Annotated in this window: 11 protein-coding genes; 8 read left to right on the forward strand and 3 right to left on the reverse strand. The window is 70.8% G+C overall.

The window, feature by feature from the left end; translation table 11 throughout:
• Positions 1-68: 68 nt before the first annotated feature.
• On the forward strand, positions 69-3,203 hold the full coding sequence (locus tag ACTG9Q_RS13380) for a BTAD domain-containing putative transcriptional regulator (protein ID WP_455573050.1): 3,135 nt from the start codon (positions 69-71) through the stop codon (positions 3,201-3,203).
• A gap of 67 nt (positions 3,204-3,270) precedes the next feature.
• Here the strand turns inward: ACTG9Q_RS13380 and ACTG9Q_RS13385 are convergent, their stop codons facing one another.
• From ACTG9Q_RS13385 to ACTG9Q_RS13395, 3 genes are all read right to left on the reverse strand, one after another.
• Positions 3,271-8,973: an RHS repeat-associated core domain-containing protein gene (locus ACTG9Q_RS13385; protein ID WP_455573051.1), complete on the reverse strand. Its 5,703-nt coding sequence runs from the start codon at positions 8,971-8,973 to the stop codon at positions 3,271-3,273.
• A 41-nt stretch (positions 8,974-9,014) separates the two neighbouring features.
• Positions 9,015-15,587, reverse strand: a complete 6,573-nt coding sequence (locus ACTG9Q_RS13390; RefSeq protein ID WP_455573052.1) for a LamG domain-containing protein — start codon at positions 15,585-15,587, stop codon at positions 9,015-9,017.
• Positions 15,588-15,882: 295 nt separating this feature from the next.
• Positions 15,883-16,062 (reverse strand): hypothetical protein, encoded by a 180-nt coding sequence (locus tag ACTG9Q_RS13395; protein ID WP_455573053.1) that lies wholly within the window; start codon positions 16,060-16,062, stop codon positions 15,883-15,885.
• Between the two features lie 138 nt (positions 16,063-16,200).
• On the opposite strand from ACTG9Q_RS13395, the gene ACTG9Q_RS13400 reads away from it, so the two are divergent.
• The 7 genes from ACTG9Q_RS13400 (at position 16,201) to ACTG9Q_RS13430 (ending at position 25,483) form a co-directional block, all read left to right on the forward strand.
• Positions 16,201-17,202 carry an adenylate cyclase gene (locus ACTG9Q_RS13400; protein WP_455573054.1) on the forward strand — a complete coding sequence of 334 codons (1,002 nt, stop codon included), beginning with the start codon at positions 16,201-16,203 and terminating at the stop codon, positions 17,200-17,202.
• A 1-nt stretch (position 17,203) separates the two neighbouring features.
• Entirely contained in the window at positions 17,204-18,184 is a 981-nt protein-coding gene (locus tag ACTG9Q_RS13405) for a hypothetical protein (protein ID WP_455573055.1), read from the forward strand.
• A complete protein-coding gene (locus ACTG9Q_RS13410; RefSeq protein WP_455573056.1) occupies positions 18,184-19,419 on the forward strand; it encodes an adenylosuccinate synthetase in 1,236 nt (411 codons plus the stop codon). The genes ACTG9Q_RS13405 and ACTG9Q_RS13410 overlap by 1 nt, the downstream gene beginning before the upstream one ends.
• Before the next feature lie 20 nt (positions 19,420-19,439).
• Positions 19,440-20,075, forward strand: a complete 636-nt coding sequence (locus ACTG9Q_RS13415) for an NUDIX domain-containing protein (protein WP_455573057.1) — start codon at positions 19,440-19,442, stop codon at positions 20,073-20,075.
• A gap of 398 nt (positions 20,076-20,473) precedes the next feature.
• A complete protein-coding gene (locus tag ACTG9Q_RS13420) occupies positions 20,474-22,321 on the forward strand; it encodes an FAD/NAD(P)-binding protein (RefSeq protein WP_455573058.1) in 1,848 nt (615 codons plus the stop codon).
• A gap of 74 nt (positions 22,322-22,395) precedes the next feature.
• Positions 22,396-23,703 carry a putative PEP-binding protein gene (locus tag ACTG9Q_RS13425; RefSeq protein ID WP_455573059.1) on the forward strand — a complete coding sequence of 436 codons (1,308 nt, stop codon included), beginning with the start codon at positions 22,396-22,398 and terminating at the stop codon, positions 23,701-23,703.
• Between the two features lie 268 nt (positions 23,704-23,971).
• Entirely contained in the window at positions 23,972-25,483 is a 1,512-nt protein-coding gene (locus tag ACTG9Q_RS13430) for a S8 family serine peptidase (RefSeq protein WP_455573060.1), read from the forward strand.
• Positions 25,484-25,810: the final 327 nt, after the last annotated feature.

Consider the following 25,810-nt stretch of genomic DNA (forward strand, 5'->3'; position numbering starts at 1 on the left):
AGACGTCCGGTCTGGCATTCGGGATCCTTGGCCCGCTCGAGGTCACCCGAGGGGGCACGCCGGTGCCGGTGAACGGGCCGAAGCTGCGGGTCATGCTGGCGGCTCTGCTGCTTCGCCCGAACGCGACGGTCCCGGTCGACCGGCTCGCCGAGGAACTGTGGGGCGACGAGCAGCCTCCGACCGCGCGCAAGAGCACTCAGCTCTACGCACAACGGCTGCGGCGCGCGCTGGGCGGGACCGTGATCGAGACGCGGCCTGACGGGTACCTGCTGCGGCTGGCCCCCGGGCAGCTGGACCTGCTGCGCTTCCGGGCACTCGTCGAACAGGCCCGCACCGCCGAGCCGGAGACCGAGCGGACGCTGCTGGCCGAGGCGCTGGTCCACTGGCGCGGCGCGCCGCTGGCGGACGTGCCGTCCGAGTCACTGCAACGCGACCAGGCCGGGCCGCTGGCCGAGGAACGGCTGCGCGCCAGGGAGCGCTACCTGGAAGTCAGCCTGGAACTGGGCAGACACCGCGAGATCGTCGGCGAACTCGGCGCCTTGACCAGGGAAAACCCCTGGCAGGAGTCGTTCTGGGCGTTGTACATCCTCGCGCTGCACCGCAGCGGGCGGCAGGCGGACGCGCTGGAGACCTATCGCGACGTGCACCGGATGTTCACCGACGAACTCGGCGTCGCCCCCGGGGCGCGGCTACGCGCGGCACACCGCGCCATCCTGACCGCGCAGGAGGAGATTCCACTCACCGAACTGTTGCCCGCCGCCTGCCAGCTGCCCGCGGACCTGCCCAGCTTCTCCGGGCGGACGTCGGACCTGGCGAATCTGGACGCGCTGCTCGGCGACCCGCCCGGGCACCGGACCCTGGTGATCGCAGGCCCCGGCGGTATCGGCAAGACCGCGCTGGCCGTGCACTGGGCACACCGGGTGGCCGAGCGGTTCCCCGACGGCCAGCTGTTCGTCGACCTGCGCGGGTACGCGTCGACGTCGCCGCTGTCCAAGTCCCAGGCGATGACACTGTGCCTGCGCGCGCTCGGCGTGTCAGCCACACACGTGCCGATGACACTGGACGAGCAGGTCGTGCTGTACCGGACGATGCTCGCCCGGCGGCGGGTGCTGGTGGTGCTGGACAACGCGGCCGACGCCGACCAGGTCCGCCCGCTGCTACCGCCGAACCCCGGCTGCGTGGCGCTGGTGACCAGCCGCGGCGACCTGCGCGGGCTGACCGTGCTCAACGACGCGCGAGTGCTCGCCCTGGACGTGCTGACCACCTCGGACACCCGGGTGCTGCTCACCGGCCTGCTTGGCACGGACCTGGTCGACGCCGAGCCCACGGCCGTGGACCGGCTCGCCGATCTGTGCGGGCACCTGCCGCTGGCGCTGCGGATCGCGGCGGCGAACCTGGTCGGCGGCAAGCACCCCTCCGTCAGCGACTACGTGGCCGCGCTGCGCGCCGACCCGCTGGCGGAGCTGGCCATCGAAGGCGACCCGGACGTCGCCGTGCGGGCCACCTTCCAGCTGTCGTACCAGGCGCTCGACGAGTTGGCGCGACGGATGTTCCGGCTGCTGGGCAGCGTGCCGGGCCCGGACTTCGACCTGGCCGCGGCCGCGGCGCTGAGCGGCGCGGCCGAGCAGACCCGCCGCTGCCTGGACCGGCTGGTCGCGGCGAGCCTGCTGACCCGGCGCGGCCCCGCCCGGTTCCAGTTCCACGACCTGGTCCGCGAATACGCCGCCGACCGCGCGCGGGCCGACGAGACGCCCGATGAGCTGGCCGCGGCCGAGACCCGGCTGTTCGACCACTACCTCGGCATCGCGTCCGCGGCCACGCACCGGCTGTTCCCGCTGTTCCGGCGGCTCCTGCCCGGTGCGGGCGAGCCCGCGGTGGAGTTCGGCGACGACGGGCCCGCGATGCGCTGGCTCGACGCGGAACGGGCGAACCTGGTCGCCGCCGCCGAACGCGCGGCGAGCTCCCCTGGGCTACGGCACTACAGCGTGTTGCTGGCCGACGCCCTGCGCGGCTACTTCGCCGGACGAGGTCTCGCGGCGGACGGGCTCGCGGTGGCGAACGCGGCGCTGGGCGCGGCGCGCGAGGCCGGTGACCGCCGCGCCGAGGTCTCGGTGTTCGTGCTGCGGGGGATGATCGCGTACAACCTCAGCGACTACGACGCCGCGATAGCCCACTTCGAAGAGGCCCTCGAAGGCAGCGTCACCGGCATGGACCCGGCGGCCGAGGCGGAGGCGCGCCACGGCCTGGGCCGGGTGTGCTCCCAGCTCGGCAAGCCCCACGACGCGACGCGTCACCACGAGCGCGCCCTGGCCATCGCCCGGCAGGCGGGCGACGAGAGCACCGAGGCACGGGAGATCAACTACGTCGGCGTCGCGCTGCTCTCACTCGGCCGCGTCGAGGCGGCGATCGCGTGTCACACCAAGGCGGCCGAGCTGAGCGCGCGGATCGGCAACCAGCACATCCGGCTGCTCTCGCTCAACGGCCTCGGCCTGGCCCACTGGACCGCCGGGCGGATGCGCGAATCCGCAGAGTGCCACGAGGAGGGCATGCGGCTCGCCGACCAGTGGGGCATGCGGCACGGTGTCACCTCGGCGCTGGTGTGCCTGGCCGAGACCTACTGCGACCTCGGCCGCTACGACGACGCGGAGAAGCAGGCCAGGCAGGCCCTCGAAGGGGGTCGCGAGCTCGGCGAGCGCAGGCACGAGGCGGGTGCGCTGGAGATCCTCGCGACGGTCGCGCGGCGGCGTGGCCGCGTCCTCGAGAGCATCGAGGGGTACGCGGTGGCGCTGGAGCTGTCCCGGAAGATCAACTTCCGGTACGGCGAGGCGTCCATCCTGATCGGACTCGCGGCGGCGCACCGGGCCGTCGGCCACCCGTCGGACGCGGTGACGCACACCGAACTCGCACTGGCCAAGATGAACGAGACCGGGATGCGGGTGCTCGAATGCGCCGCGCTCACCGAGCTGGCGGCCGCCCACCTGGCGCTGGAAGATCGCTTGGCCGCGACCCGGGACATCGGCCAAGCCCTGAAGATCGCCCGGGAGGACGGCCAGCGCCTCAACGAGGCCCGCGCGCTGCGCGTGGCCGCCGCGATCCGGGAGGCGTACGGGGACACCGCGGAAGCGGCGGAGCTGAGTGCGGCCGCCGGAGAGATCCTCGCCGACCTGGGTGTCCCGCAGGACGCGGAACCGGTCCGGAAGTGAACGGCTCGTCCATCGCCAATTCGCGATGGACGAGCCGTTCTGAGGACTCAGCCAACGCCGGGATTCCTCATTTCCCCGCCATTTGTATCAGGTGGAGGCTGGTGGAGCTGTGGAGACCGAAGAAAGCGAAGTCGCGGGGGAAGTAGCCGGATATCGCCCATTCGGTTCCCGTGGCAGGCGCGAGATGGCTGAATGCCTCGTTGATTGATTTGGACTTGCCAACCCCTGCTGACACGGCCAGCTTCCCGTCCCCGCTCTGACTGACCTCGAACGGGCCTGCGGCGACCCACCGCCCTCGGCCCGCCAGGTCGTCGATGGTCCCCTCGCTGACCTTGACGGACGCGTCCACTCCGGCGCTGACCTGCGGTGCCATGCCCATCTTCCCGGTCAGCGACCAGCCATAGCCGTGCTGGTCCCTGGCCACGCAGTACTCACCGGCCACGCCTGCTCCGACGTACGCTTCGACACCACCGCAGACGGAGAGCGTGATCCCGCCCTGGTCCCCGCGGAACGGCAACTCGCCCCGCTTCAGGCGGTCAGCCACTTCCTGGTCGAGGGCCTTGAACATCTCCCGCAGCGTCTTGCTGTTCTCCCGGGCGACCAGTTCGTCGTATGCGACGCCTGCCTGCCGGTACTCGGCTCGGGCGTCGGCACACCACCCGGCCTGCGTCAGGGTCTGCCCGCCGAACCCGGAGGAGCAGTCCTGCGCCACTCGCCGTTCGGCGCGGTATCGGTTGATCCAGGCGATCTGGCGGTTGGGACTCGCCCCGACGGGAATCCGGGCCTCGGGCAACGGCCCCACCGGTGCTGCCGTCGACTGCGGGGAAGGCGCCGGGCTGGTGTTCTTCCCGCCGCCGCAGCCGGTCTCCAAAGGACAGCCGTCATCGAGGAGACCGGTCGCGAGCAGACCGGAGGGGTCGCTCTTGGTGATCGGGCTGTTGTTGCTGTAGGTGTAGCCGTTCAACTGCTGCGGGTCGCCCGAGTCCAGGACCGGGTCCACCGAGATGAACCGGCCGGTGTCCGGGTCGTACTCGCGGGCTCCCAGGTGGGTCAACCCGGTGCTCGCGTCCTGGGCGCCGCCGACGAACCCGCGTTCGCCCGGGAATGCCGACGCCCCGCCGCGCGGACCGCCGAACGGGAGCTGCCGCCGCTTGGTGACCGCCAGGGTGCCGGAATCCACCGCCAGCCGGGCCGTGCTCTGGTGGTCCGAGAGCAGCCAGGTCAGGGGGCCGCGCCCCTGGCGCATGGCGATCGTCCCGCCGCCGTGGCCGTAGTACCGGGTGACCGTCGGGTTGCCCCCGGCAGCCGGGAGGCGCAGTTCCTGGCCTGCCAGGTACAACGTCGTCCCCGTCGGATCGCGCCGGATCAGCCGGTTGCCGGAGGGGTCGTAGACGAACGCGGTCGTCTTGTCCCCCTTCGCCACCGACGCGAGCTTGCCCGCCTCGTTCCAGGTGAAGGTCTCCGTGACCCCGCCTGACGTCCGCGACGCGAGTTGCCCCGCGGCGGTGTAGGCGTATGAGGTCTCACCGTTCGGCGAGCTCACCGAGCCCAGCGCGTGAGCGTGTCCAGGCACCTGGCCGGTGTAGGTCCGGACGACGTCGCCCGTGGCGGCATGGCGCGTCTCGGTGGCCCGGTTGCCCGCCTTGTCGTAGGTGAACGACTGCCAGTACGGCGCCGGGCCGCGCAGACCCGCCACGGACGGGTCCGCCTCGCACGCCGACGCGGGCGTCCACGCCTCGGTGACCCGCTGCAACCCGTCCATGCGGAAGCACTGGGCGTCACCGGTGAACGCGTCCGCGATGGAGGTGACGTTTCCCGCGGGGTCGTAGCCGTAGCGCACATCGGACTGCATCGGCGACGGACTCTCGGTGTCCACGACGTACCGCGTGAGCCGCCGGTCGTTCTGGTCGTAGTACCGCGACAGCCAGACCCGCTTCGTGCCGGTCCCCAGCGTCAGCCGCGCGGGCTCGCCGTAGCGGGTGAAGTCGGTCGCCGACACCAGTTCGACGGTCGCGCCGTCGTAGCCGCCCCAGCTCGTGGTCGGCGGCCCGAGCTCGTGGTGGCCGAAGCTGACCGTCTCCTCCGGCAGCTCACCGGCCGCCGGGTAGGACTGGCTGGACAGGCTCCCGTCCGGGTTGTAGCCGGCGTAGGAGTCGTAGGTTCCCGCGAGCAGTCCCTCCGACGCCGGGATGATCAGCGAGGTGCCCGTCGGCCGGTACGCCGGGTCGTAGCTGAGCACCTTCCCGGTGTAGGCGTTCCCGTCCACGAACGCGGTCGACGACGCGGGCTGGCCCTTGCCCTTCGTCACCGTGTCATAGGTCCACTCCGCCAGCTTCGTCCCGCCGACGGCTCCGGCGTGCTTCGCGGTCTTGCGCCCCAGCGCGTCGTAGGTGTACGCCAGCACCGCACCCCGCGCGTCCCGCGAGGTGAGGACCTGGCCCGCGTCGTCGTAGGTCTTGGTGAGCAGGCCGCTGTCCGGGTCGTCGCTGCTGGTCTGGCGGCCGAGGAAGTCGTACCCGAACCGCCAGACCGCGCCCGAGGGGTCGGTCATCGTCTCGGGCCTGCCCGCCTTGTCGTAGGTGTACTTCGTCGCGTCGAAGCCCTGCCCGTGGTGCTGCCGCAGCTCGACGGTCTGTCCCCGCACGTCGGTGTAGGTCGACGTCGGAGTTCCGCCGGGAGGCGGCGTGACGCGCACGTGGTCGCCGAAGTACGCGGTCGTGGCCCGCCGCTTCTCGTGCGCTCCCGCGAAGTGGATCGCCGCGTCGGGGCGCCCGGCGCCGTCGAAGTGCGACCGGGTGTGCCCCGGGATGTCCGCGTCGGAGGCAATCCACAGCTCGGTGTCGACGGGCTTGTCGTTGAAGTACGGCTGGGTGGTCTTCCACGTGCGGCCCTGCGAATCGTAGCGCGTGTCGGTGAGCAACCGCCCACCGCCCGGGGCGGGCGCTTGCACCTGCCGCGGCCGCAGCAGGCCGTCGTGGATCGTGTTCCCGGAGACCTCGGCGCCGGTCGGGCCGATCCTGGTCGAGGTGATCACCGTCGGCCGGTCGGCGCGCACGAGGTACGTCGTGCGGACCGCGGGCACCTGCGGGTGGCTCGCCTTGGTCCAGGTCGGCGTCCACACCGCGACCGCGCGGCCGAGCGCGTCGTACTGCGTCTCCGACTTCCGCGAGTTGGGATCACTGGTCATTGTGGGGAGCCCCCACGCCGGATCGAACGTCGTGGTCGCCACCAGTCCGGCGGGCACGGCGTCGGTGCCGGGGCTGGTGACCGCGGTCTTGGTGACCGGGCCGCCGACCGCGGGCGTGTACGCCGTCTTCGTGGTGCGCCCGAGGGCGTCCGTGCTCGACGTGGCCCGCCCATGCGCGTCGTAGACCGAGGTCCCGGCGGTGAAGTACACCGGGCCCGCCGCCGGGCGCTCCTTCGCGATCTCGGTCTTCACGACGTTGCCGTGCGCGTCGTAGGTCGTCTTGTCGTCCGACAACGCGTCCCGTGGGTACTCCACGTCTGCTCCGCAGTGCACGGAGTTCGTCCAGACGTGTCCCGGCAGGCTCATCAGCCAGGCGTCCGCGTTGCGGGCGTACTCGGTGTGGGTGCAGCGGTCGTCGGCGGGTGTGCCGGGGTCGCCGAGGTCGTTCACCTTGGTGACCAGGCCGAGGTCGTCGTACGTGGTCTCGGTCCGCGTCTTGCGCCAGCCGGAACCCAGTGCGGCATAGCCCACCGATACCCCGGTGCCCACCAGGTACGCCTTGAACGCACCACGCGTCGCCGTCGGGCCCTGCACCGCGGGCTCGGTGATCGTCTTGTTCACCCGCGGCGGGTCCGGCTGGTCCGACGGGCCTTCCCGTTCGAACGTCGCGTTCTCGAAACCGAAGCCCGCCAGCCAGTCCGAGTCGGTCCGTGCGCCGCCCTCGGAGTCGGGGACCGATACCTCCCGCTTCCCCGAAGGCAGGTGGTCGCCGTCCATGCCGCGGTAGAACCGCTGCTCGGACATGGTCACGGGGCCCGCTGGGTCGTCCGGCGTGCCGTTGCGCACGCGGACCCGACCGAAGCCGCGGAACTCGTTCCACGTCCGCTTGTCGTTCTTGGTGAACTCCGAGGTGTCCCAGTGCCAGGCCGCGCCGTCGAGGTACTCGTACCGGGTGACCTCCTCGGGGAAGGTCGACCTCGGCTGCCCGTCCACGGTCAACCGGTCGGACCGCGTCACCGCTGTGACCACGTACTTGTGGAAGTAGTCGGTCCGCTCGGCGAAGTTCTTCTTCGCCCACCGCACCGGGAAGCACCGCTTGGTGTTGGTCTCCGGGTTGGCGGGCATGTTCCCCGGCTTGCACTCGGACTCGTAGGTGACCGACGTGATCCCACCGGTCTCGGACACGATCCCGGTGACGCGATAGCGCATCAACGGCGAGGCGCCATCCTGCGGCAGTTCGACGCGGTTGTACATCGGCGTGCCGTGGAACGTCACCGACGGCATCTCCACCGCTGTCGCGCCTGCCAGGCCGGTGTGCTTGATCCCCCTGAGCCACAACGCGGCCTTCTCGCCGTCACCGGGATCGGGGTACTGCTGGTCCAGCTCCCACCGGTCGACATCGCCGAACGCCGTGCCGCGCCACACCTTCGTGGTCACCGAGGCGAGCCGCTTGGTGGTCCAGAACGTCGGCGAGTGGTTGTTCGCGCAGGTGGCCGTGTCGCACTTGGCCTCCCACGGCACATCCGGCCAGTTGTCCCGCTTCTCCGGCGCGCACTCACTGCCCGGCACGCACCGGTCGGCCGTCGTGAACACGACCCGCCCCGACGGCTGCGTGACGCCGTCGCGCAGGCCGTAGTCGATGCGGTCCAGCTGCCCGCCACGGACGTAGGAGACCGCGTTGTCCTTGCCGTTGAAGCCGTAGGAGTTCGTTTCGGTCGTGTAGTAGAACCGCATCTCGTTGCCGTTGCGGTCCACCACGCGGCTCAGGTTCCACCGGTACGCCTGCGTGCACGACGACGCATCGAACGAAGCGCCGTGACACGGTTCGCCGGAGTCGTCGCCGAACACCGGCACGGTCCACGTCGACCCCGACTCCGACCCGAAGAAGTACTGCGTCCCGTCGACGGTCGTGATCTTCCAGGACTCACCGTCGTTGTCGCCGTTGCCCGCGCCGGTGAGCCGCTCGATCCGCGATCCGTCATCGGCGCGCGACCGCCACTTCCCCGTTGCGTCATCCCGGATCAGCATCCCGCCCGCGCCACCGTAGGACGCCGTGGCGTTGTCGCTGCGCCAGCACAGGTCCCCCACCTGTGGCGGCTTCACGTCGCCCTCGGTGTCCGTCGAACACCCCCCGTAAGCGCGCTCGACGAACCCCGAGGACAACGCCCAGCCGTCACCGACCCACGACGGCTGGTTGTTGGTCACCGTCGTCCGGCCGTCCACCGCGGACGACCGGTACGACAGCGCGAGGTTCGGCGCCAGCACGCCCGCCGCCGGTGGCACCCGCAACGGGTACGACCAGGTGAAGTCACCGGTGTGCGGCGACACCGCCCAGCTCGCCGACGGCGAGAGCGACGTCGCCGTCGCCGTGCCCGCGCCCTCCTGCGCAGGCTTGGCGGGCTGGTTGCCGGACAGCGCGCGCGCCGATGCCTGGTCGGACTCGATGGTCCGCCAGGACGGGCTGGACACCGGCACGGACGCGACGCTGTCGAGCGGCGTCGACGGGCTCCCTGCCCACGCCGCAGGTGCGGCGAGGGCCAGCAGCGAGGACGCCGCGAGTTGCGTGGCCACCGCGAAGGTCAAGCCACGTCTGGTTCTCCTGCGCACAACTCTCCCCATGGTTGTCAGCTGGTGAGCACGTAGCCCAGCGAGCCGCGGACGGTCTGGCCCTCGCAGGCGGAATCCCTCGACACGAACAGTTCAGCGCGGGTGTTCGTCGCACACTGGAACAGCGGGACGTTCGGCCGTCCGGCGGGCGGCTCGGTCCAGATGTAGCCGACCGTGGTCTCGACGGTCTTGCCCGCACACGCCGCGTCGGTCGACACGAACCGTTCGAATCCATCCACACAGGACTGAAGCGCCTGTGTCCCGGCCTCGTTCGTACGCGCCACCAGGCCGAGCGTGGCATCGAACCGGTAGCCCTGAGGAGGCGCTGCCGCGTCCGCCGAGTGCTCGCCCGTCCGCGGCAGCAGGTACCGGACCAGCGGCGCGTACGCCGGGAGGTACCCGAGCAGGCCGTCCACCGTCTGGCCCTCGCACGTCGCGGAGTTCGAATCGAACAGCTGGCCGTTGATCGCGCACCGGTACACCGGCCTCGTCGTCACCCCGGCGGGCTGGTCAATGTAGCTCGCGCCCAGCTCGCCCAGCTTCGTCGCACCCTCGCAACCCGGGTCGATCGAGGTGAACGCGTCGACGTCGTTGCGCAGGCAGCTGAACATCGGGTGCGTCCCGGCCGTCCCCGCGGGCAGGAGCATGCCCAGCGGGGTCTCGAACCGGTACCCGGCCGGAATCGGGGTGAACCGGTCGCCGATCCCGGTGGTGGCCGCGACGGTCCGATGGTCGCCGGGGGCGACGAACCGGCCGAACTGCCCCCCAGCGGGCGTCGCCCACCCGGCGCGGGCGCGGATTTCCTCGTCGGGCACGACACCCTCGTCGGTCATCACCTCGTCGATCGCGCCGGTGAAGAACCCGGCGGGCACGCCCTTCTCCTTGGCCCGGCCGATCGTGAAACCGCCCCACGCCGTCCACAGCAGCACGTTGTCCTTCGTGCCGACGAGCTCCCCGTTGACGTACAGCCGGAGCTGCCGCGCCGGGTAGTCGTAGACGCCGGTCAGGTGCGTCCAGGTGTTGAGCGTCGGCGCCGTCAGGGAGTTCGCGTACACCAGCGGGCGGTTGTCGGCGTCGGCGTCGTCCGAGGTCGCCGCGCCGAAGATCCACCGGCCGACCTCCGGGCGGTACTGCAGCACCAGCCCGCTGTGCCGCACGCCGTCCTGGCCGAGCACCGTCGCCACCTTGTCGCCGCGGTGCGGCTTCGCCCACGCGGCAACGGTGAAGCTGTCACGCATGAGCACTCCGACGTTCCCGGTGGTGGCCGCGGACACGCCGTCGAGCTGCAGCGACTTGCCGGACCGCCCGGCCGGGTAGGTCGCGGTGCCGGTCAGCGTGGTCGGGTTGGCGACCCACGAGGTGTCCTTCAGCGTGCCGTCGTCGAAGCGCCAGGTTCCGCGAGCCGCGGGCCGGACGTCGTCGTGCACCTTGCGGACCTCGGCGTCGGACAGCGCCTTGCCGTACGCGCGGACCTCGTCGACGCCGCCCTTGAAGAAGCACGCGCTGCCGCCGTTCCAGCGGCACCGGCCGATGGCGAACTTCCCGTTCGCGGCGGGCACGGTGATTCCGGACATCGCCCCGGAGAGCCCGCCGTTGACGTACAGCTTCAGCTGGCCCAGCGGCTTGTCGTAGACGAGCGCCAGGTGCACCCAGCCGTCGACGTACCCGGCTTCGGTGGACAGCACGTACTTCAGCTCGCCGCCCATCGGGACCACGGCCGCCCACTTCTTCGCGGTCGGGTCGTACTGGACGTAGAACGCGCTCTGCTGGTCCCCGTCCTGGCCGAACACCGTGGTGTAGCGGGTGTTGTCGCGGTTGTAGACCCACGCCGAGACCGAGAAGCCCATCGAGGTGTCGACGACCGGGCCGGACGTCTCCGCGGCGCCGCTCGTGCCGTCGAACCAGCCGGTGGTGGCGTCGCGGCCCGCGTGCCAGGTCGCGCCCGCGCTCAGCGTCGCGGTGTGGCCGCGCCCGCTGCTGTCGGCCGCCGCGGTGCCGGTGTTCTCGTCGAACTTCCAGCGCCCGGCATCGGCCACGGGGAGCTGCGCGGGCTTCGCCGCCGGGTAGGACCGGTGCAGCGCGGACACCCGGTCGGCGGTCAGCGCGCCGCTGTGGAGCCGGACGTCGTCGATCCCGCCGTGCCAGTGGCCGCCCCACTCACCCGCCGTCTTCGCCCGGCCGAACTGCAGCCCGCCGGTGCCGTGCCACGGCCGCAGCAGCGTGCCGAACTCCTTGCGGACGCCGTCGACGTACAGCCAGATCGTCTTGGTCGGCGCGTCGTACACGCCCACCAGGTGCACCCAGCGGTTCAGCTCGCCCAGCCTGACCTCCAGCGACGCCTTGGTCACCGAGCCGTCCTGCTCCGGCGCCTCGAAGGTCCAGTTGCCGTCGTGGCCGCTGTCGTCGACGACGTGCCCGAGCCGGAACTTGCTGTTGTCGTTGCCGCCGTCGAGCGACACCGCGCTCATGAAGCACCTCGGCGTCGTCTCGATGTCGCAGGGGTTGTCCTTGAGGTTCACCCACGCGGACACCGTGAAGCTGGTGTCGGTGCGCACGTCCACCCCGGACGTCGCGGCGTGGGCGCCGCCGCCGGGCAGGTCGAGCGCGTTGCCGACGCGCCCGGGAGCGAACGTCGCGCCCGCGCTGAGCGTCGCGGGCTTCGCCCCGACGGCGTCGCCACCGCGCGTGCCCTGGCCCTCGTCGAACGTCCAGTCGTGGGCGAGGCTGACGTCGCGCCCGGCCATCGTCCGGATCTCGCCCGCGAGCAGCGCGCGGCTGTAGAGCGAGACGTCGTCGATGGCGCCGGTGAACCGCTCGGCATCCGGGTTGTCCGCCCACAACGACCGTCCGAACTGGACACCGCCGGTGGCGTTGAAGCCGCCGGTGTGCGCGGCCGAGGCGGCGAGCACGCCGTTGACGTACAACTCGATCCGCTGGCGGTCCTTGCTGTACACCCCGGCCAGGTGCGTCCACACGCCCGGCTGCGCGACCGGCCCGGCCGCCTCGTCACCGATGCCCGGCTGGTCGCTGTTCATCGCCAGGAACGCCCACCGTCCGTCGGCGCGCTCGCGCAGGACGAACCCGGCCACGTGCTGCCCACTCTGCGACACCACCGCCGCCGGGCCGCCTGCCTTGTCCAGCCGCGCCCACGCTGTCACCGAGAAGCTGCGGTCGGTGCGCACCACAGGTGCGGCCGTCGAGACGTGGCTGGAACCGTTGAGCCGCAAGGCGAGGTCGTTCGGATCGGGCTGGCGCGTCTGCCCAGCCGCCCAGTCGGCACCTGCCGCGACCGTGCCGGGGAACCTGCCGTGCACCTCGGCGGCGTCGCCGTCGAACTTCCAGGTCGCCGCGGTGACGCCTGCGCCGGTGACCAGCACGCGGACCTCGTCCGGCGAGATCGCCCTGCTGTACACGCGGACGTCGTCGACCGTGCCGGGCAGCCGCTGGCGCGTCCCGCCGGGAACCAGCGACTGGCCGATCCGGAAGGCGTTCGCCGCCTGCCACGGCGTGACCCGGGTGGTCTCGCCGATCGGCTCACCGTCGACGTAGAGCCGGATCTTGCCGTCGGCCGCGTCGTAGGTCCCGGCCAGGTGGTACCACTGGCCGCGCACCGGCTGGAAACTCGTGCTGACCCCGTCGTAGCCCCCCGCGTCGCCGTCGACACGCGGCAGCACGAAGACCCAGCGCTTGTTCTGGTACTGCAGGCAGAACGCGCAGATCTTCTCGCCATCCTGGCTGAGCACCGTGAAGGTACCGTTCTCGTCGACGTTCGCGTCGAGGCGGACCTGCGCGGCGACCGAGAAGCTCCGGTCGCTGCGGACCATCGGGCCGGGCGTCGACGCGGCGCCGGTGGCGCCGTCGAGACGCAGCCCGCGGCCGACCGCGCCGTCGGAGACGAACGTCGCACCACCCTCCAGCACCGCGTCCGTGCCGCCTTCGACGGCGTTGCGGGCCGTCATGCCCTTGTCGTCATCGAACTTCCAGTGCGCGACCTGGACGTTGCCCGCGCTGACCAGGCCCATGATCTCGGAGGCCGACAACGGGCGGTCGAAGATCTGCACCTCGTCGATCGCACCCGGCCACTGGTCGACGCTCGCGCCGTTCCAGATGGTCCGTCCGATCCGGACCGGACCGCCCGCGTTGTCCTTGGCAGGCGGGGCCGTCGTGGTCGCGGCGAGCTTGCCGTCCACGAAGAGCCGGATCTCGTTGGCGTCCGGGTCGTACACGCCCGTCAGGTGCGTCCACGTGTTGAGCTGTGGCAGGCCGACCGCCGAGGTCGCGTACCGCGCGCCCTGGTCGTTCTCCGTGGAGGTCGGCTTCCCGAACACCCATCGGGCGTTGCTGCCGTCGTCCTCGGCCCGGTACCACAGCGCGAAACCGGGGAACTTCAGGCCATCCTGGCTCACGACCGCGCGGGCGCCGTTCTCGCGCTGGAGGTTCACCCACGCGGACGCGGTGAACCCGGCCGTGGTCCGGATCGCGTTCGGCGCGGTGACGTCGTCGTCGACACCGTCGAGCTTGACCGTCGAGCCGACCGTGCCCGCGGCCTGGATGGTCGCGCCGTTGTTCAGCGTGCCGTGCCGGTCGCCGAGGAACGCGGTGTCCTGGGCGTTGCCGTCGAACGACCACTGCGCCAAGGGGCCGTTGCCCGCGCGGACGTAGAACCGGTACACGCGCTGCGGGCTCGCGTTGCCCGCTCGGTCGTAGCTGTGCACGTAGAGCGTCTGCGGGCCGTCACCCGGCGGGGTCAGCTTCACGCTCGTGCCGCTGCCGAGGGCGTCGGCGTCGACCTTGGTGATCGGCCCGCCATGCCAGTTGTACGTGTAGTGGTTGATGTCGCCGACGCCGTTGCTGCCGAAGGCGAACGTGCCAGGCACGTCGGTGCCGCCGTGCCAGCGATTGTCCTCTGTGTACAGATCGGACCCGACGGTCGGCGGTTTGTCCACGGCGACGCGGTCGACGACGAACTGGGCGCCGTTGGCCTGAGGGCCTGAGGTCACACCGTCCGAGGCATGGACCCACCAGCCGATCCGCTGGTTGTGCTTGTCGCCCAGGTAGATCTGGGCGGTGTGCGCCGCGCCGGAGGTCTGCGCGGAACCGTCCCACGACGCGATCTCGGTGCCGTTGGCCGATACCCGCCACTGCGGGTACAGCATGTCACCGTCCGGGTCGGACAGCTGCGCGCCGAGCGTCATGGTGTCCTGGCTGACGTAGGGCAGGCCACCGCAGAACTTGCACGGCGGGGGCAGCGTCGGGTCGGTGACGATTCCGCCCGGCACGTACGGCGTGCGGTTCCACTTGACCTTCAGGACCGTCTGCGCCGGGTCGTACTTGCGCCACGCGTACTGGTCGGTCGAGTTCTTGGCCGCGAGGAACAGCGGGGTGTGCGACCGGGTGTCGATCAGGTCGAGCGGGATGCCGAACCCCACCTCCTTCCAGCCCGTCCCGCAGGGTCCGCCGTACACACCGGGCACCCACCTCGTGAGGTTCCAGCCGCCGCCCGGCTGGTTGTTCCAGGTCGTCCCGCTCGAGATTCCGCTGTTGGCGCGGTAGACGACCTGCTCCTTGTCGGAACAGTCCGGGCTGGAGATGGCGACCGTGGTGAACGTCGCCTCGATCATCGTCTTGCCTGTCAGGAAAGCGGTGTCGTACTGAAAGTAGGCCCGCCCCTCGCCGATCCCCTGGCACCAACCGCCGCCCGGCAGGTCCCTCGGGCACTGCCCGACCTGTGCGTTGCCGTCGCCGCTGGTCCACCAGTACGGCGAGTTCGGGTGGCCGGACAGGACGTTGGCCCAGCCCCACTTCTGGAACGTGGTCAGCGTCGGGTCGATGGTCACCGGGTACGTCACCGACGGGTCGGCGAGGAACTTCGCATCCGGTGTCAGCACCAGCGCGCCGTCGACCACGGACACCCCGATCGGCGCGGTGCGCCCGGCGGCGTCCCACATGGTCGACGGCGGCGCGCTGAACACGTCGGTCCCGGCGCTGTCCACGGCGCGCAGCGCGCCGTCCTTGCCTGCGGTCAGGGTGAGGCCGTCAGCGTCCACCGGCAGCCGGATCGCCTTGAGCGCGCGATTGCGCGCGGCCTCGGCGTCGCGCACCACGAGGTGCTGGCGGAAGCCGTCCCGTTCGGCGATCATCACCAGGTCCACGCCCGGGAACACACCCGGGTAGGTCGCTCGCGAGCCGGACAGCTCGGGCACGGGCAGCGTGGCGGGCCAGGACAGCGCGAGCGCCTTGCCGTCGCGGCGCATCGTCGCGAGAGCGGTGTCGCCGCCCGGGGACAGCGTCAGGTCGCCAACGGCGGCCTCCGGCGCGACCACGCCGTCGGCCCGACGGCTGAGGCTGGTGTCGACGCCGACCCATTTGCCGTTCTTGTGGACCCGCACCGGCACCGGGGTCAGCTCGGCGGTGAGCGTGCCGCCGGGGTTGGCGTACACCGCCCGGGTCGGGGTCCGCTCGTCGACGACCTCCACCCGCGTCCCCTGCAGCCGGGCGGCCAGCATCGCCGCGGGCGCGTCCGCCGCCTCGGCGACCGGCGCGGGCTTCGGCCCCGCCAGCTGACCGCTGCCCGCGAGCAGCGTCAGCATCGAACCCAGTAGGGCGGTGACCGTACCGGCCACCACCACACGCCGCAGACGCACTGTGATTCCTCCCCGCGGTCCCCCATGGACATACAGGCGGAATCATGCGGAACGGCGGCATCAGCCAGGCATCAACCCGACATCACGTCGGCCTCATGCCCTACCGGGACGAATATGACGAACCGACGGTGAGCGATTCCCCGGATCGCGGGACACCTGGGTGGACAGTATCCGTGAACGCGGGACTCAGTCCAGGTGTGCGCCATCGTGCACGAAGGGGCCCTTGCGGCTTGGGACAGCTTTAAGCGTTCCGGGTCAGGACGAGGCGGTCGTAATGGGCGCACAGCAGCCGGGTCTTGCCGCGGCGACCGGGCAGCTTCTCCCCGGCGACGGCGGTGAGCCCGCAGATCCAGCAGCGCCCGCCGCAGCCTGCGGCGACCCGGGTCGCCGCAGTAACCAGCCAGCGAACAGTCTTCTTCACCGACATCCCCGGTCCGTTGACGGGTTGGTGGGCGACGATCCGCCCGCGGGCCTGCGTCCTTGACCGAAGGCCTCGAAATGTGGCGCAGGCCACGCGGGCTTCTCCCCATCCGGAGTTTGAGTCGTCTAGACTCAAACTATGTTCACCAGGGAGGAAGCGCTCGAACGGGTCGAGGGGGCCCGTTCGCCCGCGGACTTGTTCGGACCGTTCGGCGCGGCTGGAAAGAAGGAGGCGCAGCGGCTGATCCGGGCCTTGGCGCTGGTGTTGCACCCGGACCGGGTGGGTGCGGACGACACGAGGGCGCACGCGGCGTCGGCGAAGGTGACCCAGTTCCATCGCATGTGGCTGCACTCGGACCAGGTCGTCATGCGTACCGCGCGCTCCGCCTATCCGATCACCGGTAGGCACGCGGTGGGCAGTGTCGCCAACGTGTATCGGACCGACGGGCCGCACGTGGTCAAGGTCGTCCGCGTCCCGGTGCTCAACCCGCTGCTGCACGCCGAGTGGGACGCGTTACGCCGACTCGGCAGGCTCACCGACGAGCACCCGTGGCTGCGGCCCTACTACCCGCGACTGGTCGACGAGTCCGGCGACGTCGGTCGTGGCGAGCGCGCCTTCACCGTGCTGGAAGCGTTGCTGGACGGGTTCGTGACGTTGGCGGACGTGCGCCGCGCGTTCCCCGGCGGGCTGGACGGACGCGATTACGCGTGGATGCACCGCAGGCTGCTGCGGGCGGTCGCGGGCGCGCACCGGATCGGCCTGGTGCACGGCGCGATCGTCGCGGAGAACGTGCTGGTGCACCCCGAGCGGCACGGGATCGTGCTCGCGGGCTGGACGTTCGGCGTCACGGCGGGCGAGCGGCTGCTGGCGACAGACAAGACCATCCCCTACCCGCCGGAGGTTCGCGACGGGCGCCCGGTCACCGCCGCCACGGACGTCCACATGGCACACACGATGATGCTGGACCTGTTGGCGGACAGCGAACACCGGCAGCGGACATTCGCGCGGTGGTGCACGCAGGACGACCCCGGTCGACGGCCCGACTCCGTCGACCTGCTCACCGAGTACGACGAAATGCTCGAAGAACTCTATGGCGAACGGACCTTCCGTCCGTTCGCGCTACCCAGGACAGGAGCCTGACGTGGGACACGGCAAATGGGACGACAACGCCTATGCGGCGGCCCGGACCTTCCGCGCCGCCAAGGGAGTCGATGACTTCGGCTACACCTCCACGCTGCGTTCGCGGCACAGGAGCGAGTGGAAGGCCGACCCCGCGCTCGACCCGAAAAGCGTGGTGGCGCGCGAGTGCCGCGACTCGGCCGACCACGCCGACTCCACGCCGATCGCGGTGCTGTTCGATGTCACCGGCTCGATGGGCACGGTGCCGAAGATCATGCAAGGCAAGCTGGGCAGGCTGCACGGCCTGCTGCAGCGCAAGGGCTACCTGGCCGATCCGCAGCTGATGTTCGGTGGCATCGGCGACGCCGACAGTGACCGGGTGCCGCTGCAGGTCGGGCAGTTCGAGTCGGACAACCGGATGGACGAGCAGCTGCGCACCATTTTTCTAGAGGGCAACGGCGGCGGGCAGAAGAGCGAGTCGTACGAGCTCGCAGCCTACTTCGTGGCCAGGCACGTGGTGACCGACGCGTGGCAGAAGCGTGGGCGCAAGGGCTACCTGTTCCTGATCGGCGACGAGCTGAACAAGCCGCGGTTGGAGGCGAAGCACATCCGCCGGATCATCGGGGACGACGTGCGGCAAGACATCGACCCGGCATCGGTGTACCGGGAACTCGAACGCAAGTGGCACGTGTACTTCGTGCTGCCCAAGCAGTCTTCGTACTACAACGACCCGGAGATCGCCGACCACTGGCGCGGCCTGCTCGGCCAGAACTTCCTCAAGCTGGACGATCCGGGCGCGGTGTGCGAGCTGATCGCCGCGACCATCGGCATGGAGGAGCGGGTGGTCGACCTGGATCAGGCGATGGTGGACTTGACCGAGATCGGGTCCGCGGCGGAGAGCGTGTCGGTCGGCAAGGCACTCGTCCACACGGGCGGCAGGGCGGTGGCCGCATCGCCCACTCCCCCGCTGCTCGACGGCCCCGACGACGTGACGTTGAGCTGATGGCCGGGCACATCATCGTCGTCGGGCTCGGGTTCGGCGACGAGGGCAAGGGGGCGGTGGTCGACGCGCTGTGCCACGAAAGCCCGGTGGTGTCGGTGGTGCGGTTCAACGGTGGCGCGCAAGCCGCGCACAACGTGGTCGTCGGGGACCGCCACCACACGTTCAGCCAGTTCGGGTCCGGCACGCTCTCGGGCGTGCCGACCCACCTCTCCCGGCACATCCTGGTCGAGCCGATCGCCCTGGCCCGCGAGTCGGAGGAACTGGCGGCGCTGGGCGTCGCCGACCCGCTGCGACTGCTGTCGATCGACGCTGGCGCACTGCTCACCACGCCGATTCACGTGGCCGCGAACCGGGCGCGGGAGGACGCCCGCGGCCGCGCCCGGCACGGCTCGTGCGGCAAGGGGATCGGCGAGACCGTGTGGTACTCGCTGCTCGCGGCTCGCGGTGCGAATCCGGGTGACACGGTGGAGAGCCAGCAGGTGCTCGGTGTTCCGGGTGCGCCCCCGGTGGTGGGCGACTGCGCGCGACCGTCGGTGCTGCGCGGGAAGCTCGATGCGCTGGCCCGCTTCTACGAGCCGCTCATCGGGGCGGGCATGGCGGTGGACGACCTGGTGGCCCTGTACCGGGACTTCGCGGGCGCGGTCCGCGTCACGAGCGGCGACGAGGTCGGCAAGCTCGCCGATCGGGGCAGGCTGGTGTTCGAGGGCGCCCAGGGCGTGCTGCTCGACCAGTGGCGCGGATTCCACCCGCACACCACCTGGTCGACGGTGACCCCGGACAACGCCCTCGGCCTGCTCGGTGGCCGCGAGGCCGCGGTGATCGGCGTGACGAGGACGTACCAGACCCGCCATGGCGCGGGGCCGTTCCCGACCGAGGACCGGGGCGTGCTGGCCCGGTTCCCGGAGCGGCACAACGGCGCGGGCGAGTACCAGGGAGCGTGGCGCGCGGGGCACCTCGACGCCGTGCTGCTGCGCTACGCGGTGGCGGCGTGCGGTGGCGTGGACGCCCTGGCGGTGACGCACCTGGACGCCGACGGGCTCTCCGTGGCCACCTCGTACGACGCGCCGCTCCCGGAATCCGGGCTCACCGGGTTCCTCGCCGACCGCACGCCGGAGTTGGTCGACATGCCGGACCCGGTGGCGTGGCTCCAGGAGCACTTGGGCGTTCCGGTGGTGGTGGCGGGCGCGGGGCCGGACCGCGCCGACTACGCGGTGCGGGCGCAGGCCCACCGGTGAGAATGCGGGAGAATCGGCCCGTGATCGAGTCAACCCTTGTGTCGGTGGACGTGCTGGCGTTGAGCTTCGACCCGCACTCCAGAGCGGTCCTGCTCGGGGTCGCTCCCCGCGCGTTCGAACCGTTCGCGGGCGCGATGGCCCTGCCCGGTGTGCTGCTGGGCAAGGGCGAGCGGCTGCGCGACGCGGCCAGGCGCGCGGTGATCGGCAAGCTCGGGGTGCCCTCGGCGGCCATCTCGGCGACGGGTCAGCTGACGACGTTCGACGAGCCGTCCCGAGATCCGCGCGGCCCGACGTTGTCGATCGCGCTGTGGTGCACCTTCGACGTGAGCCGGATGGACGGCGACCGCGCGACGTGGGCTCCGCTGGACGATGTGCCGCCGTTGGCCTTCGACCACGACCGCATCGTCCGCGACTGCCGCCCGATGCTCGCCGACCGGCTGTGGCGGGACACGGTGTTCACCGCGGGACTGCTGGGCGGCGAGTTCACCACCTCACAGGCACTGGACGTGACCGAGTCCCTCACCGGCGACCGTCCCTATCCGGCCAACCTCAGCCGCACGATGGAACGGGTTCCCGGCCTGGAACGCACCACGCAGCACGCCGCCGCGCAACCCAAGGGCGGCAGGCCGCCACTGGTGTGGCGCTGGAGCCCGTGAAGTCGGCTTCTCCTGTCGGGCACCGACCGCCGCGCGGGCGCCGGACACCCCGACCTCGTCCTGGCGCGGCTCACCAGGTGCCCGTCCAGGCCAGTCCAGGGCTTGGGCCTCAACGTTCTCCACGTCGAACATCGTGCCGGTCGTCGGGTGCGGTTCCGTGATCATGCTCGTTCGAGCACTCTGGAAGGGGGTACTCGGCGTAGGCATGCACTAGTTATCTGCCATGATCTTGCGATGTCGGCTCTTCAGCACGGTCGGGTTACGCGGCCCGGGCGGGTGTGAGTTCACGGTACAATTCGCCTCCAGCAATCACGTTCCTTGCCGAGCGGGTGGATTCGACCAATTCCGCCATGCCACTCGGCCGGTTCCGGTCGCGCTGTGAAGGCGGGAGACACGTCGTGAAACCCGAGCAACGTCGCAGAGTCGTCATCGTCGGCGCAGGCCTGGCCGGTACGGCCACGGCCATCCGCCTCCTCCAGTTCGCCAGGGAACCCGTTGAGATCATGGTGATCGAGCGGCGACCGGACTTCCGCAACGCCGGGATCGCGCACCACCCGGAGAGCAACCACTGGCACCACGTCTTCAACATCCAGGCGGGCCGGATGTCGATCTTCCGCGAGGACGTCGACGACTTCATCGACTGGGCCAACCACGAAGCCGACCGCACCGGGTGGCCGCGGGAATGGAAGGACTTCACGTTCGTGGAGTCCGGGCCCGCGCCCCGGCGGATATATCCCGAGTACCTCGCCGACCGCCTCGCGCACGCCACCCAGGAGGCGCTGGCAGGCGTCGTCCTGGTCGAGGGGGACGGCGAGGTCGTCGACATCGAGGTGCGTGAAGCCCACGTCGACGTCATCGTCGAGGATCTCACCCTGGCGGGTGGTGAAACCAGATCGGGGCGGGTCCCGCTCCCCGCCGATCACGTCGTTCTCGCGACCGGGCTCGAGCGGAAGTCCCCGTTCTTCGCCGCAGATGTGGTGGGCCACCCCGCGTTCGTACCGGAGCCCTACTCCGCAGCCGGGCTCGAGCGCATCCTCAGCGCCCGGCAGGACGACATCGTGGCCATCGTCGGCACGTTGCTCAGCGCGTACGACGCCGCGACGCTGCTCCTGCGGCGTGGCCACACGGGCACGATCCACATGATCTCGCGCTCCGGGCTGACACTGCGGACGTACCCGCCGGACCACCGGCACCACGTCCTCGACCTGCCGACGCCCCGGTTCTTCGACGACGGCTCCTACGGTGGGCGCGACCAGTTCGTGCGGCGCTTCACCGAGGAGTGGGAACAGGCGTGTGTGGCCGTGGCGCGTGAGCATCCCGAGGTGTCGCCCGCGGTGGTGACCGAGCGGGTGTTCAAGGCGTGGGAACCTTACCTGCCCGACCTCCTGGCGCGGGTGCCGACGACGGATCTCCGCGCGCTGCTCGACCGCTACGGCAGCCTGCTCGCGATGTTGCGGGTCGGTGTCATGCCCTACACCGCCGACCTGGTCAACAGCGCGGTGGAAGCAGGCGGACCGGTCGTCGTGACCGCGGGCAGGGTCGAGGGGATTCGCGGCACCGAGGCGGGCACGCTGGTCGTGACCGTGTCCGGGCGAACGACCGGCATCGAGGCGGATCTCGTGATCTCGAACTTCGGCCGGGAGTCGGACTACGAGCGCGTCGGCACCGAACTCTGGAGGAACCTCCTGCGGAAGGGACTGGCCTGCCCCCACCGGCGCACGGGCCGGGGCGTCGAGGTGGACGACCACGGGCGCCTGATCGGCGCGGCGGGCAGCCCGTCGCGCCTGATCACCGTGGTGGGCCACCCCCGCGAGGGCGACGAGATCGTCCGGAACGGGCGGCTGGGCGCGTTCTCGTTCAACCTCGCCGCGATCAAGAACCACTCGGTGGGGGTCGCCGCCACCGTCCTGTGCCATCTTGAGTCGTGCTACGACACGGCCACCAGCCCGCCCGGCGTCCGGGATCAGGGGTGGGACGAGGCGCTCGCGTACTCGACGATGCTCGACGTGCGCCGGATGACCGCCCGGCGGCAGGACCACCGGCAGGCGCTCACGGCGCGGCTGGAAGACAGCCTGCGCTCGCTCCGGGAGATCGCCGCGCGCAGCGGCGACGACGCCGTACCGGCATCGGTGTTGCGGTTCGCCGTCACCTCGGCCGCGACGGAGAAGCTGAAGAACCTGTCCGTGACCCCGAGGGAACTCCGTGCCGTGCTCGGGTTGGGGCGACAGCTGGAGACGACCTGCTGACCGGGTCGCGGCGCATCCGGGGAGGTGTGCGGGGGCGGAGCAGGTGCGAGCCTGGAAATCATGACCTGCTCTGGATGCGCGTCGTGAGCCACGTCGAGATCTTCGGGGTCCTGCTGGTCGGCGCGTCGCCGACGACAGCAGGCGGTCCCTGCAACCACTCCCGGACCCCTGTCGACGGCTCCGTCCTGGTCGTCGACGCGCTCCACCCCGGCCTCTACGACGCCATCGTCGCCTCGTCCGCGGTGATCTGCGCGAGGGGCGGCCACACCGGCCACATGGAGTCCCTCTGCCGTTCGCGCGGTATTCCGGTACTGCGTGTCGACCCGGCGGAGCTGGACAGGCTGACCGGTCACGTCACGATCCGACTCGACCGGCAGTCGGTCATCCTTGGCGAGACCGCAGGTCCCGAAGGGCCTCCGCGGGACTTTCCCGTCACGCCCGCCGACCTCCGTTCGATCTGCGTGGTCATCGCCGACGCGAGCGACGTCCGGGCGACGAACGCGATCACACCGCCGGTCGAGGAGGTCGGCACCTTCTTCGTCCGCGAGGAGTTCGTCTGCCTGGCCGCGGGACTGAGCCCACTGGACCTGCTGCGGTCGGAACCGCAGGCGGCCGAGTGGTACGGCGCCGCCCTCGGCGCACAGCTGTGCGCCATCGCCGACGAACTCCTCCCCGGTCAGCGTCTCGTCACGAGGTTGCTCGACCTCCGGTCGGACGACGCCACCAAGATCACCACCGAGACCGAGGTGCACCAGGAGACGAACCCGGACCTCGGCCTGCACGGCGCGCGCGCCCTGCTCCGGGAACCCCACTACCCGCACGCGTTCCTGGCCCTGCGCCAATACGTGGGCAAACGCCTCGGCCGGAACCCACCGCACCTGAGCTTCGCCGTGCCGTTCGTCAACGACCACGACGAGTACCTGCGGCTGCGAGGCCACCTCGGCCTCCCCGACGACTTCCCGCTGTCGGTCTTCATCGAGACCCCGGCCGCCGTCCACTCCACATCGGACTTCTGCGCGGCCGGGGCGAGCGAACTGTTCGTCGGCACCAAGGACCTCGTCCAGTTCTACCTCGCCGCGGACCGGAGCAACCACCTGGTCGCCCCCTCCTACCAGACACGGCACCCGGCCGTCGAGGCCGCGCTGCGCCACGTGGTCGACGCGGCCGGAGAAGCGGGCACCCCCGTCCACGTATTCGCACTGCTCAATGACATGGACCACTACGTACGGCAGCTCCCGGCGGCGGATGGGTTCATGATGTGCACCGCCGAGCTGCGCCAACTCGCACAACACCGACGCCCGCACCTGTCCCTCGCCCCACCCGGCCACCGCCAGCCGCGGCACCGGCCGCACCCAGCGGGACCGGCAGAAGCCGCCAGCTAGCAGTGGTCCTTGGACATCACACCATGCAAGGTGTGAGCGGCTGTGGAGAAGTCGTTGTGGGACGCAGGTCGCGGCGCGGTCGAGGACTCGTTCGAGGCTGACTGCGAGGCGAGTGGTCGATATCGCTTGCGTTGGGCCAGGTACATACGCCCGCTGAATGGGTCGTTCGTCCTAATCCGTCGGCGGATTCGGGCGATTGCCGAACACGGCACCGACTGCCAGTGTCGACTACGCCCTGCATTCACGACCGCTCGAGGGAGTCACCCGTATGACGCCAGTTGGTGCTGTCCGCGCGCGCTGGGCGGCCGGGGTCGGTCTCGCCGCCGCCCTGTCCGCCACCGTGCTCCTCGCCCCGCCCGCCGTCGCCGAGGGCACGGTCCTGTCCGTGCCACAGGCGATCGAGGGAAGCTACATCGTCGTGCTGAAGGACGGCGCGCAGTTGGCGCAGTCCTACGGCGCGGCCGTCACCCACACCTACAGCCACGCCCTGAACGGCTTCGCGGCGAAGCTGACCGAGAAGCAGGCCCGCACGCTCGCCGCCGACCCGGCTGTGGCTTATGTGCAGCAGGACGGCGTGGTGTCACTCGCCGCGACGCAGCCCAATCCGCCCTCCTGGGGCCTGGACCGCATCGACCAGCGCGATCTTCCGCTCAACAACAGCTACACCTATCCCAATGCCGGCGCCGGTGTGCGCGCGTACGTCATCGACACCGGCATCCGGACCACGCACGCGGACTTCGGCGGGCGCGCGACATGGGGCACCAACACCGTCGGGGACGGCAACAACTCCGACTGCAACGGTCACGGCACGCACGTCGCGGGCACTATCGGCGGTGCCGCGCACGGTGTCGCCAAGGCGGTGTCGCTGACCGCCGTGAAGGTGCTGTCCTGCGCCGGTTCGGGTAGCTGGGCGGGAGTCATCGCCGGTGTCGACTGGGTGACCGCCGACCACACCTCCGGCCCCGCGGTCGCCAACATGAGCCTCGGCGGCAACGGGAGCAACGCGGCCCTGGAAGACGCCGTCCGCAGGTCCATCGCCGACGGCGTCGTTTACGCCCTCGCCTCCGGCAACTCCAACTCCGACGCCTGCAACTTCACCCCGGCCCGCACCGCCGAGGCCATCACCGTCAACGCCACCGCGAACACCGACGCCCGCGCGTCGTTCTCGAATTGGGGCACCTGCACCGATATCTTCGCGCCCGGCCAGAACATCACCTCCGCCTGGCACACCAGCGACAGCGCGGTGAACACGATCAGCGGCACCTCCATGGCCGCCCCGCACGTGGCGGGTGCGGCAGCCCTGGTCCTGGCCGCCGCTCCCTCCTCGACCCCGGCGCAGGTGGCCGCGCAGCTGTACTCCAGCGCCACCGCCAACAAAGTGACCAGCCCGGGCACTGGCTCGCCCAACCGGCTTCTGCACGTCGCCGGCGGCTCCCAGCCGCCCGCCAACGACCACCTCACCCGCGGCCAGGGCCTCGGCGTCGGCGCGTCCCTGAAGTCCGCCAACGGCGCCTACACCCTCGTCATGCAGGGTGACGGCAACCTGGTGCTGTACAACACCGCGGGCGCCGCCCTGTGGCACACCAACACCTGGGGCAACCCGGGCGCGACCGCGACCTTCCAGAGCGACGGCAACTTCGTTGTGTACGCCGCCGACGGCCGCGCCCTTTGGCACACCGGCACGAACAACACCGCCGCGAGCCTCTTCATCGTGCAGGACGACAGCAACATCGTCCTCTACGGTCCGACCGGGCAGGTATTCTGGCACCGTCTGGGCTGAGTAAGCCATGAAACGGGGTGGGTGGTCCACTGTGGACCACCCACCCCTCAAGACAGTTCAGGGCCCTGCAGCCGCGGATGCGGATACCCCAGCAGCTCCGTGCCGCCTTCTCCAACGGGGTGATCTTGTACTCGGAGGTGCCTATCTGAACCTTGGCCGGCCGGGCGCGTTGGGGTACTGCGTTGTCGATGCGGTTGCATGCTTGCTCCGAGTGCGCTGACTCGTCCATGTGGTGCGCTGTTGACGTTGGCACACTGATCGCATGACAGATTTGACCGCCGAACTCGTGGTCGAGGGTCGCGTCCCGCAGACGCCAGTTCTCGCTCC

The sequence above is a fragment of the Actinokineospora lacus genome (assembly GCF_053813445.1).

What these genes read in the sequence shown, in the direction of transcription:
- ACTG9Q_RS13410 (WP_455573056.1), top strand. Translation starts at nt 18,184, where the DNA reads ATGGCCGGGCACATCATCGTCGTCGGGCTCGGGTTCGGCGACGAGGGC.
- ACTG9Q_RS13425 (WP_455573059.1), top strand. Translation starts at nt 22,396, where the DNA reads ATGCGCGTCGTGAGCCACGTCGAGATCTTCGGGGTCCTGCTGGTCGGC.
- ACTG9Q_RS13430 (WP_455573060.1), top strand. Translation starts at nt 23,972, where the DNA reads ATGACGCCAGTTGGTGCTGTCCGCGCGCGCTGGGCGGCCGGGGTCGGT.
- ACTG9Q_RS13400 (WP_455573054.1), top strand. Translation starts at nt 16,201, where the DNA reads ATGTTCACCAGGGAGGAAGCGCTCGAACGGGTCGAGGGGGCCCGTTCG.
- ACTG9Q_RS13390 (WP_455573052.1), bottom strand. Translation starts at nt 15,587, where the DNA reads ATGCTGACGCTGCTCGCGGGCAGCGGTCAGCTGGCGGGGCCGAAGCCC.